The 12599-nt window shown below is 40.4% G+C and carries 6 protein-coding genes; 1 reads left to right on the plus strand and 5 read right to left on the minus strand.

Annotation, left to right across the window (positions count from 1 at the left end; translation table 11 throughout):
• Positions 1-4: 4 nt before the first annotated feature.
• The gene (locus tag DWZ03_RS11830) at positions 5-3022 is read right to left on the minus strand and encodes a SusC/RagA family TonB-linked outer membrane protein (protein ID WP_262483733.1); all 3018 of its coding nucleotides are present in this window, start codon (positions 3020-3022) and stop codon (positions 5-7) included.
• A gap of 417 nt (positions 3023-3439) precedes the next feature.
• Here DWZ03_RS11830 and DWZ03_RS11835 point away from each other — a divergent pair, with 417 nt between their 5' ends.
• Positions 3440-4660 (plus strand): ATP-binding protein, encoded by a 1221-nt coding sequence (locus DWZ03_RS11835; RefSeq protein WP_120130172.1) that lies wholly within the window; start codon positions 3440-3442, stop codon positions 4658-4660.
• A gap of 95 nt (positions 4661-4755) precedes the next feature.
• Here DWZ03_RS11835 and DWZ03_RS11840 read toward each other — a convergent pair whose 3' ends face one another.
• The 4 genes from DWZ03_RS11840 to DWZ03_RS11855 all read right to left on the minus strand — a co-directional run bounded on the left by DWZ03_RS11840 (position 4756) and on the right by DWZ03_RS11855 (position 12377).
• Entirely contained in the window at positions 4756-5709 is a 954-nt protein-coding gene (locus DWZ03_RS11840; RefSeq protein WP_005824271.1) for a hypothetical protein, read from the minus strand.
• Positions 5710-5739: 30 nt separating this feature from the next.
• Positions 5740-7329: a RagB/SusD family nutrient uptake outer membrane protein gene (locus DWZ03_RS11845; RefSeq protein WP_117713634.1), complete on the minus strand. Its 1590-nt coding sequence runs from the start codon at positions 7327-7329 to the stop codon at positions 5740-5742.
• Positions 7330-7360: 31 nt separating this feature from the next.
• Positions 7361-10327, minus strand: a complete 2967-nt coding sequence (locus DWZ03_RS11850; RefSeq protein WP_081027245.1) for a SusC/RagA family TonB-linked outer membrane protein — start codon at positions 10325-10327, stop codon at positions 7361-7363.
• A gap of 859 nt (positions 10328-11186) precedes the next feature.
• Complete coding sequence (locus DWZ03_RS11855) at positions 11187-12377, minus strand: site-specific integrase (protein WP_008665770.1); 1191 nt, start codon at positions 12375-12377, stop codon at positions 11187-11189.
• Between the last annotated feature and the right edge of the window lie 222 nt (positions 12378-12599).

Here is a 12599-nt window from a genome sequence, read left to right on the forward strand (position 1 = left end):
ACCTTTAGAATTTCACAGTCAGTCCGAAGTTATAAACACGGGCTGTCACATACGTATCGTCCGAACCTCCGTTGAAGGAATACTGCGGATTCAATCCTTTGCGTGAAGTCAATGTAAAAAGGTTCTCTACACCGGCAGTCAGCGAAAGGCCTTCTATACCTACACTTTTCAGCCAACGCTTGGGCAAGCTGTAGGAGAGGTTCAGGTTCTTGAATACGAAGTAAGAAGAGCTTGTCAGCCAACGGTCGCTGGTGGCATTCAGGTCGGACGATTTGTAAAAGTCGGCGCGCGGAGTTCCATTCGGATCAATGCGATTGGCAGAAGTTTCTGTCATTCCCGCAGGAACTTCTTTCCAAGAATTCAGGATGTCCTTGTGGTAAGCGCTGCCGGCAGCACCGGATTCAGACACACCCATCAAGCTGGCATAGCTACCATCGTATGTTTTACCGCCTAAAGAATAAGTAAACAGCATGTTCAAATCCCAGTTTTTCCAAGAAAGAGCTGAGCTGATAGAACCGTAAACCGTAGGAAGTGCGCTGCCGGCCCAGTCACGTTTGGCGTATGAAGTCGCGGTAGCATAGTCCGTACCGTTGATGGTAGTCAATGCACCGGCTTCTTGGGCGGCGGCTTTCTTGTCCGGATCCAGTGTATAGAGAGAAGTACCGGTCATCTGGTCCACACCTTCGAAGTGGTAAGTGTACCATTCGTAGATGGAGTGTCCTTCGGAGTAGTTTTGCATACCATGCAAGATGTCCTTTCCATCGGGCAGTTTCACGATTTTATTCTTCAGGAAAGTAGCGTCTGCGCCGATGTTCCATTTCCAGTCATTGTTGTTGATGACATCGGCATTCAAAGAGATTTCCCAGCCACGGTTGGACACGGTACCGATATTCTTGTATTGCGTCAGGTTCATCGGGGCAGTATCATCGACCCAAGGATAAGAACCGGCAGAAAGCGGTAGGCGTACCTCAAACAGCAGGTCTTTGGAACGTTTGTCGAAATAGCCTATTTGGAAGTTCAGACGGTTGAACAGACGCCCCTCTACGGCAACATCCACCGTCTGTGTAGTTTCCCACTTGATGTCCGGTGCTGAAAGTGATTGTTTTACCAAAGCGGCTTCACCACCGTTCTTGTCAATGGTATAAAGAGCCATGTGACCATAAAGGCTTACGCCCATATTGTTACCGACTTCACCATAGGACGCGCGCAACTTCAAGGCATCCACCCAATCTACATCTTGCAAGAAAGCTTCTTGTTTCATGTTCCAGCTGGCACCAACAGAATAGAAGTTACCCCAGCGATTGTCCTTGTGGAAGCGTGAGGAACCGTCACGACGGAACGAACCTTCTACGAAATAACGGTTGTCATAATTATACTTTACGCGTGCCAGATAAGACTCCGTCTTGTCCTCATCATCACTTCCGGAAAAATAAGAGTTGTTAAGGAAATTGCCCATAGTAAGGTTTCCGTCTACAGCCATACCGGTGTTCATTCCGGAAGTGTACTTGCGCTCCCAACTATAGTTCTCGTGAGCCACCATAGCTTCCACGTTGTGTACCTGATTAAATTGATAGTTCCAGCTCAGAATTTCCTGCAAGGTTACAGTCTTGTATTGGTAGGCATAACTTGTCAAACGACCGCCATTCGTAGCACCGTCTCCAATTTCGGGATTGTCATATTTCTTATTGTTCGAAGTGCTGTTGTTCAGGTCACCTTTTACAGTTAATGAAAGTCCATACGGCAACGAGATGGTGGCAAAAGCTTGTCCGCCCAATACGTTACGCACACTTTCCTGCTTATTATACAACATTTCGTAAGCGATGTTGCGGTTACTCAGATAAGATGAAGTGGTGTCATAAATTTTGTTACCATCGGCATCCAGTTGGTATGTACCGTCGGCATTGTGCATAAACAACGGATAGACCGGAGCCATATAACGAGTAATGTAGAACGGATTGGCGTAATAGTTGCCACTGGCATTACTGTTATAGTCACGCTTGGTCCACGAGCCAGTCAAGTTCACGCCACCCTTGAACCACTTGTTAGGTGTATAAGTAGTGTTGATACGCCCGGAGAAACGTTCGTAACCTGTGGCTTTTACATATCCTTTCTCATTCAAGTAGCCTATGGAAGAATACACGTTGTATTTCTCTCCCGAAGTGGCGGCGGAAAGATTGTATTCCTGACGGTGTCCCGTGCGTTCGATGGCATTCTGCCAGTCCAAGTCGTCATAGCCAGCCAAGCGAGTGGCAATCAGTTTTCCGTTATTGTCAAACAACTTATCACCAGCGGCATTGTAGATATTACGACCGATAGATTCACTAACCACGTGTCCCGTGGCATATGCGGCAGCATCGCTTGCCGACATGCCGGCATTGCTCATCATGGCATTCTTCTTGGCCATCCAGGTAGCTTCCATCCAGCGGTCTGCATCCAGACGGTCGTACTCGGGAATACCTCTGTTATACATACCTTGATTCATTTGCAGCGTAATACTCGGTTTATGAGTGTTTCGTCCGCTCTTGGTTGTAATGATGACAACACCGTTGGCAGCACGGTTACCGTATAATGCAGCCGAAGCAGCATCTTTCAAGATGGACATGCTTTCAATATCATTAGAGTTTAGTTCGGCCATGTTTCCATCGAAAGGGACTCCGTCCACTACATACAGAGGATCTGAAGCACCTGAAACCAATGTACCAAAACCACGGATACGGATGCTGGGGGCAGAACCGGGTTCACCATATGTATTGTTCACTTGTACACCCGGTGCGGCACCTTCAAGTGCACCGGTTACGCTGGTTGTGATGCGCTTCTCTATTTTCTTATTGTCAACCACCGAGATAGAACCGGTCAACGATTCTTTTTTAGCAGTACCGTATGCCACTACCACAACCTCATCCAAAGCTTCTGCATTGCTTCTCATTGTCACCTTTACACTCGGCTTAATCGCCACTTCCTGCGTCTGCATACCAATATACGAAATCACCAAAGTTTTCGCGGAACTACAATAAGTGTATATTGCTAAAAAACAATTGTTTACGTTTGCTATAGAACAGAGTTTATTCTATTGTATATTATCTATAAAGGTATATGGCAAAGGGAGGTAAGTGGCTCGAAGTACCCATTTCATACCGTTTTGAATAATTAAAAGCTGATAATGAGCGCGTTATTGTAACATTTCATTCTACTCTTTTAATTGGTGATGTACTAATTAACCCAATAAATGTTTTTTATTCAAGAATAACGATAGATTATATAGAGGAATTTATCTTGAAAGATAAATTTTATCCATGAAAGTTCCAAAATATTTTTTTGTTGAGAAATATTTGCTTTACATATGCTATTTATAATTGATGAATATATAATATATACGGCAAGATTCAATTATAATTGAAATATTTTATATCTTTGTATATAAACTAAATCATGTTTGAATATGAAAAATTATATCTCCCGTCCTTTATACATAAAGAGAATTGAACCGTTTATTGATAAAAGTATAATAAAAGTAATAACCGGCCAACGTAGGATAGGTAAAAGCTACATTCTTTTACAGATATCAGATATCATAAAGAAAAACATACCGGAAGCCAATATTATTTTTGTAGATAAAGAGCAACTTTCCTTCACGGAAATTAGGAACTACATGGATCTTTATCAATATGTTTTAAGGAAGGTTACTGGGCATAATCATAACTATCTCTTTGTAGATGAAATCCAAGAGATTGAAGAATTCCAATTGTGTCTGCGGAGTTTATTGAATGAAAATAAATGCGATATCTATTGCACCGGAAGTAATGCTAAAATGCTATCCAGTGAACTTGCTACTCAATTGGCAGGAAGATATATAGAATTTCCCATTCATTCACTTAGCTATGGGGAATTCTTAACTTTCAATCAATGCCAAGACTCCACCGAAAGTCTAAAACTCTATCTTACATTCGGAGGTATGCCCTACATTCATAATCTAACAATGGACAAGAATGTCATATTCGAGTATTTGAGAAACGTTTATTCTACTATCCTACTAAAAGATGTGGTTGCACGTGAATCAATCCGGAATGTCTCTTTTTTGGAAAATCTCGTAGCTTATCTGATAGATAATACCGGTTCTTTTTTTTCTGCCCAGAATATTAGTAAATATTTAAAGTCGCAACACGTCAACATTCCTACGCAGACAATTCTGAACTATCTAAAGGCACTGTGCAATAGTTTCTTTATTTACAAAATTCAACGAGCTGAAATCCAAGGGATGAAAATCTTTGAGATTGGTGAGAAATATTATTTTGAAGATTTAGGATTGCATAATTCCATACAGCATTTCGATTTTCGAAAAGACATCAACAAGTTAATGGAAAATGTAGTATGCATTGATTTGTTAAGATATGGATATGAAGTATATGTCGGAAAGAGTGGTAATAAAGAAATTGATTTCATTGCTTCCAAAGACGACCATAAAATCTATATTCAAGTAGCGTATATGCTTCCCGATGATGCAACTGTTAGGCGAGAATTTGGCAATCTTTTGGAAATAGCAGACAATTACCCCAAATATGTGGTAACAATGGATGAAATGCAAAGCGGGGGAAATTACAAAGGAATTAAACAGATTTCACTGCGAAACTTTTTGTTGGCAGAGGATAAAGAAAAACTGTAAATTAACGATTCAATCTCTACGAATCAATATTTAAAGTAAAAAGCCGGCCCTTTGTGTGAACCGGCTTTTCTTATGTAATTTTTTTAATTTTCAAATTACTCTGTCTCCAAAGAGTTAAGGTATGCTTCCGCACTCAAGTAGAGATAAGACGGGTTGGTACAAGGATATGCACCACCGTCTTGATAGTCAGCCATACTTACGTACAACGAATTGGCTGGGAAGGTAATACTACCGGCCTTTTCATTATAAACTCCCAAAGGATAAGAATTTATATTAGTAGATAGGTTGCCATATACAGAACCACCGCTGAACATACCATATCCCCAATCCATACCATATTGAACCGGTTTCAAAGAAGCACCTTCTTTAGTCACATCAATTACGAAAGTATATTCACCTGGAACTACATCAGCCTCTTCATTAAAGGGATAACCGTTGAAACCGCCAACCTCATCTTGTGCAGTCGCAACTTTGGCAAACGGACTGTCAAAACGGAAACGTGTACTGGTAGCAGTTGTAGTTTTTTCAATTTCCACAGCCATCGGAACAGACGGATCTACGCCAAAGAAATTAGCAACTGTACCGTCCAAATAGTATCCGGTACCGATAGATTCCCACTTCAAGATAGCAAAATTTACTGATATTTCATGGTATCCGGAAGAATAGTTGCTGACATCATTACCACTCAAAGCCAGTTGTAGATTATAAGTGATACCCTCGGCAGCTGACGGTGTTTCAACTGTCAACTTGGCTGTTTTCTCTCCAGCAGCAAATGATACAGTGGAAGGGCATACAAATATATTCTCTTCATTATTTATCACAGTAACATCAACCGTACCGGCAGCATCTGTCAAGGAGCGTGTCAAAGTTAAATCAAAAGAGGTTATTCCCGGCTCAACTTCCACTGTTTGGGTGTAATTGCCCACAAAGCAGATGCCTTGATTACCGTCTTCCAGTTCACCCGGAGTATAACTTTCTGCATCAGGATCGCAAGAGGTAGCTATCAGTGCGATGACAAACAGACTAAGTATCTTATTTATATATTTCATATTCCATATTTTTAATAGTTAACATATACATTATTCTACATCAGGTATTGGTGTAGGTGCCGAAACCAGCGGATTGTTCTCCAATAATGGGTTATATTGTACTTCCTTATTAGGAATACTGTAAATCTGAACCGGATCACCTGCTGTAATATTAAATACGGCAGTAGTCGGGAAGCCGCAGCCTAAACGGTTGACTCCCTTGTTCAGACGCATAATATCAAAATATGCCATACCTTCTCCCCAGAATTCAAGACGACGTTGTTGCCAAACAGCTTCCTGCACAGCTTCCGGTGTAGTGGCTGTACACTGATAAGACGGGTCACGATATGCAGTAACAAACGAGTTAAGGGTAGATACACCGCCACTAACATTACCACTCATAGCTTGTGCCTCAGCCTTGATAAGATACATTTCCTCAACACGCATCAATATTATATCCGTAGCATTGTTGTCAGTTCCCCATTGGTCATTCAGCACCCCATACTTTACTTGTGTATAGGCAGGTGCCTTTTTCCCAGTAATGTATGTTTGGGCCGCAGCAGGCAAATTGGCAGATACACCTTCACCGTTCAGGAACCATCCCTTGCGGACATCACTGGCAGGAATCTCACTATAGAGTTTCGGACTGATTCTACGCCATCCACCTACAGAAGCATAACCATAATTCAAAGAGCCCATATGTGAAGGGAAATTACAAATACCGGTTGTACTTACACGGTCCTGTTCTGTAATCAAGATACCCCACATCCATGAATTGTCTTCGATATTAATGAATGAAGGCTTGCTTACATCAGCACGGGAGTATGGAGTGGCAGTAGTTTTGGCCAGTGCAGCTTCCGCATCCTTTAAAGCTTCCGCATAGTTGTGCATTGCCAGATAGACACGGGCACGGATACCGTAAGCGACATCCAAGCTGACATAGCGCTTGTCATCACGTTCTTTTGTAGTGGCTGTCAGCAGCTCAATAGCTTTATTCAGGTCTGCCAAGATAAAATCATAAGTTTCTTGCACAGTAGAACGGGCGCAGCCATTGGCTGCAACTTCTGTTGCATTCTGCTCTGTAATCAAAGGCATACCCATAGCGCTCTCATGTCCTTTGTAATTGAACTGATACAACTGTATCAACGTAAAATAGTCAAAAGCACGGACAGCTAATGCCTGCGCCAGATAATATTGTAACGTAGGATCTTCAGTTTCGTTATCTACAGTACCGATTACGTTATTGGCTGTAAAAATCTGATTGTACAATGTACCCCAGAATTCAATGGTAGCTGTACTTGTATTCAAGCAGTCACTGTAATCGGCTGAATTGGAATACCAGTTATAACCAGTAATATCTGCCACCATGTCCGTACCTCTTGATTCCGTGGCCAGCATAATGGTCGGATAACCTATATCACTATGCACATTGTCATCTTCTGTGTAGATTTTGGCATATTGGGTGAAATTTGCAGCCACGGCTGCTACGCTGGCTTCCAATCTGGAAGGATCAGATTCAACAACTTCTTCCTTTTGGTTAGATGTAATAGTCGAACTCAGCGGTTCTGTATCCAGATCTGTACATCCAGCTACCATCAAACCGAGCATAACATACGGTGTTATCTTATATAATTTCTTCATATTTTTTCTGTATTTTATTATTGAACTATTATCAGAATGTTACTTTCAAACCGCCGGAAATAGTACGTATAGGCGTATATCTATCTGTAGAAGCTGTTGTGTAGCTCATACGTGGATCAAGCCCTTTACGGGCAGAGAAAAGAGCCACATTGTCAGCCGCACCGTAAATACGCAAGCTTCCGATACCCAGACTTCTCAACCATCTCTTAGGTAAAGTATAGCCCAGGGTGATGTTGTTGATAGAGAAATAATCAGAACTTGTCAACCAACGGTCTGATGAAGAGTTGGTGTATTTATCAATGGCATCTACACGCGGAATATTGGTATTTCTATTCTCCGGTGTCCATGCATTCAAGATATCCTTGTGCCAGTTATATCCCATGTAGTGGGAGTCACCGCCATGCATGAAAGCTTGATAGCCACTATCATAAATCGTACCACCCAACTGATAAGCACACTGGATGGAGAAATCAAAGCCACGGAACTCCAATGTTGTACCGACACCGCCATAGATAGTAGGCAACAGGTCACCGGAAGCTTGTCTATTGGAATTGTAGGCAGCAGACCAATCTTTATCCTTATACTCTACACCGTTTTCGTCCTTTGCCCAATACAGAGCTTCGCCGGAATCAGGATCTACCCCTGCATATTTTGTCAAATACATCTGGTACAAAGATTCACCTTCACGATAAATATAGGAACCATCAATCATCTCTCCTTTCAAATCCGGATGCAGCTCAAGAATCTTATTTTTCATCAATGTTCCATTCCAATTGATCACCCACTTTAAATCATTAGTTTCAATAGGAGTATAGTTCAATTCAATTTCCACACCGGAGTTGCGTACCGAACCGATATTCATAGGAAGTTGGGTATAACCGTTAGACATCGCTACCGGTTTATAATACAACATATCCTTAGTCTGGCGGTTGAAGTATTCGATTGTACCGTCAATACGTCCTCCCAAAAGAGCGAAATCCACACCTACATTGAATGAATTGGATGTTTCCCAAGTGATATCTTTGCTCCCCTTGTAGTAGAGCACACCATCAGAGAATACACCGTCAGACCCGCTAACCGTGAACTGATCCAGATACGGATAGTAGTTTGTATATCCCTTATAATAGAGGTTGTCATTACCCTGCTGACCGAAAGAAGCCTTCAGCTTCAGCATGTTGATCCAATCGTATTGACTGATAAAGTTTTCTTTTGCCATATCCCATGCTGCACTCACACTCCAGAAGTTACCCCAACGGTTATCCGGATGGAAGCGTGAAGAAGCATCACGACGATAAGAAACACTACCATAATATTTTTCATTGAAATCGTAGCTGGCACGTGTAATGATACCGATTGTGGCATATTCATTGTAACTGCCAGAACCATTCTTGCGGTCGATAACATTAGATGCAGTCCAGTTCTTGTCACTATACATGTTATATCCTAAAATATAGTGACTTTCCGTGTTGAAGTCCATACTTTCATAGCCGGCAAGAATATCCAAGTTATGGTTGCCGAATGTCTTTTTGTAATTCAACAGATATTGTTGGTCAAGCGAATAAACGCGTGAGGAGTATTGCATAACAGAACCGCCATAGGAAGCCGACTGACCATAATACTTGTTACCCACACTATGCTGGCGTGTGTTGTCAATATGCAAGCCCAAAGAAGCTGTCAATGACAAACCGTCAATGATATCAATCTTTGCATACCATTTCCCATTCAGAATATCCATCAGATATTTTTCAGTATCATAAAGGAAACCGCTCATAGGATTGGACATGCTCATAAAATTACGGGTGAAGTTTGTACTTGAACCATCACCATAGTCATATACATGATAGCCAGTATTGGCATTATATTGGAAACTGCCGTCTGCATTCCGTACATACATCGGATAGATTGGTGCGATAAAGTTACCAACAAAGAACGCATTACCGGAAGAAGTAGCAGCATCGGTATCCTGATCGCCCGGTGAACGGCTTGTTACATTTGAATAGCTAAGATTAACTCCGAGCTTCAACCACTTTTTAGCCTGATAATCCACGTTCATACGAGTGGAGATACGTTCGAAACCTGAATTTTCAATAATACCTTCATCATTCAAATAACTGGCAGACAGATAGTAGCTTAATTTGTCCGAACCACCAGAAACACTAAGATTATACTCTTGGCGCAAATTACTTTGGAACATCTCATCAGACCAGTTATCCGGTGTATAATAATAGTCACCGTCACTATATCCCAGAGTTGCATAAGGGTTCAACTTGCCGTTCCGGCCAATAAGATATTGTCCATCAGGTATGGTATAAACTTGGTAGCCCAGCTTTGGAAACAAGTCTGCATTGGCCAATTGATAAGCCCGTTCTGCTGTATATCCGCTATTATATAGGTATCCGTTATACAAAGCAGAATATGCAGTCTCCATATAGGTATTTGCATTCTGCAATACATCATAGTTTTTCACTAAGCGGGAGTTGACTCCCCAACGGGCGTCTAAAGAAATCTGCGTATCACCGCTCTTACCTTTCTTTGTAGTAACCAAAATAACACCGTTTGCACCACGTGCACCATACAAGGCAGCAGCTGCGGCATCTTTCAATACGGTCATTGATTCAATATCTTGTGAATTGACAGCGGAGATATCTCCTTCATAAGGAATACCATCCACTACATACAGAGGATTGTTGCTGGCATACATAGAACCGATACCGCGAATACGAACTGTCGCACTCGTACCCGGCTGGCCATTTGTACTTTGTGTCTGCACACCAGATACAGTACCGGAAAGTGCATTCGATAAGTTGGAGACCTGACGTTTCTCCAATGTCTCAGACTTGATCACAGAGGCTGAACCTGTAAAAGCAGACTTCTTTGCTGTACCGTAAGCTACCACCATTACCTCATCAAGCATCTCAGAATCGGAACGCATGAATACTTTTATATTCGGCTTAATATCAACCTCTTGAGTCTGCATACCAATGTACGAAATCACCAAAGTTTTCGCGGAACTACAACTCTTTTATTTTATTAATAATCAAGCAATTATACCATGTAATAGAAATCACTATAGCGAAATTTCCTTTCTCACAAGGTATGTGTATAGGGGTACAATGCATAAAACCTTACTGCTGTGATACTATTTGTTGAATTAATGACTTGGTTATCATATGTATATCATAAAGTTAATACGTTGCTTAAAGATTTTAAATGATTATTTCTCTTATATGAAGAATATCTTTTGTCAACATCTATCATCCTAACTGCTTTCGATGAAGCATTTACTCTACATTGTCATTTTATTAGCGAAAGTACTAAAGTCTATGTAAAAGAATATTTCAATAGCTTCAAAAAACAGTAAACTCAAAACTTTGTGATTAGCCAAATAATCAAGACAACTGTTGTTTCTTCATAAGAGTTTTCATCATTTCTGCTTCCACACTTCCACCCACTCCTTGTATTCCTTTATTCATCGGTATTACAAGTGCTGTGGAAGCAACTCAAAAGTGTGGAAGCAAAATTTGCTTCCACACCTCCAACCAGCCTTAAATATTGATAACACACCAATGTCAATCTTCTATTAGCACTACACTATACCTGATTGATTCTCAGTAGTTTCTTACTGCAAAATTTTGCAAACCTATTGCAGCGATACTGCAAAGCTGTTGCAGTGGTACTGCAAACTAATATGCAGCGCGGCTGCAAGCAATATGCAGTGATACTGCAAACAATATGCAGTGGTACTGCAAAACGTATGCAGTAAGTTTGCAGCGAGCAAACTGAAACTGAATAGTGAATGAACAGACTTTAAAGGAGAAGTATATGACTAACGATATGAAAGTGTAGTATTGGCTATGCTAAGTTCGTGTTTTTTTAGGCAAAGGCATGAGTGCATGGTTCTTTTCTAAATCATGCACTATAGTCATATCCATTACATTTGTATACACTTGTGTGGTTTTAACACTTTTATGCCCCAATAATTTTTGCACCGTTGTGATGTTTACTCCATTATAAATCAATAGTGTTGCATTAGTATGGCGAGCAGTGTGAAATGAAATTTTTTTTGATAAACCAGCTAGGCGGGAAATCACAATTAAATCCTTGTTCACATTAGAGTTATCCCTTAAATGAAAGAAGCTTTGTAAGTCATCCCGATATTTGTCCAGAATAACAAGCCCTTTTCCTTCGAATAAGAGATAAAGAGGTAATCTGACTTCTGTACTCGTCTTTATGGATTTATAAATTAGCCAGGTTTCTTGACGAATCTCCACGATGTTATCGGGTGATAAACTGATAAAATCAGAATATCTCATTCCTGCATAGCAACAAAACAAGAATGCATCTAAAGTCTTTTGCAATTTAGTATATCTGCCAGCCAAGCTTAATTTCTCCAACTTCTCCAACTCTTCAGGAGATAAGTGCGTATGCTTGTTTTCTATAGTTTTAATCTTGTACTTTCGAAAAGCGTATTTTTGTATCTCCATATAATCCTTGTTGATGGCGACATTTATATGTCGCTTCAGATGCTTCATATGTTTGGCTATCGTATTTGTGTGATAACCTCTTGATTGCAAGAAATATTCAAAGGAGGATATGAATTCGAATGTTAAATCAGAAAAGGTTACATCCTTTTTGAACTGTTGTAATAATGAAAGAGTGGAGAGATGATTTCGTTTTGTGCTTTCTTTTAGAGTAGAGTTTGCTATCTCTTGCCTAAAAAAAGGAATAAAAGCGGTTTTGTTTTCGCTTGTGCTCAAAACATCCTTTAGTAACTCTAATGAAATACGCCTTCCTTGCTGCCACAATTCCAACTCTTTTTTTTCTATCATAGCCATGAACTCATATATCAATCTATTCAGCGCATCTGCATTAGGATGATTCTTCACAATAAGCTTTTTATTGTCCCACTGTTCTGGCTTTAAATAAACTTTGGTTGAAAAATACTTTTTCTTTCTGTCCAAATAGGCTTCTACTTGTACCAATGCCATTCCTTTTTTATTCAGGCTTCTTTTTCTGTTGTACACTAGATTGTAAATAATCTTACTCATTTTACTTGATTTTAATTAATACCAATAACAAATAAGACGATATTCTGTGCTCGATGGGATTAGAATAAGAATTAATATCTCTAAAAAGTGTCTTTTTGTGTTTAGCTATTAATCGGTATTTAGCCTCCGGGAACTCTCAATTTGTTTCAAAATCAGGTCCGTTCTCTGTTTTAGCGGCTTATTTATTAACCATTTTGTTTTAAAATATGTGTATTTCTTGGA

Origin of the sequence: Bacteroides sp. AF29-11 (genome assembly GCF_003602895.1) — a bacterium.
Lineage (GTDB): Bacteria > Bacteroidota > Bacteroidia > Bacteroidales > Bacteroidaceae > Bacteroides > Bacteroides uniformis.

Bases quoted from the DNA above. Each gene is read 5' to 3' on its own strand.
- DWZ03_RS11835 (WP_120130172.1), top strand. From the start codon at position 3,440: ATGAAAAATTATATCTCCCGTCCTTTATACATAAAGAGAATTGAACCG.
- DWZ03_RS11840 (WP_005824271.1), bottom strand. From the start codon at position 5,709: ATGAAATATATAAATAAGATACTTAGTCTGTTTGTCATCGCACTGATA.
- DWZ03_RS11845 (WP_117713634.1), bottom strand. From the start codon at position 7,329: ATGAAGAAATTATATAAGATAACACCGTATGTTATGCTCGGTTTGATG.
- DWZ03_RS11855 (WP_008665770.1), bottom strand. From the start codon at position 12,377: ATGAGTAAGATTATTTACAATCTAGTGTACAACAGAAAAAGAAGCCTG.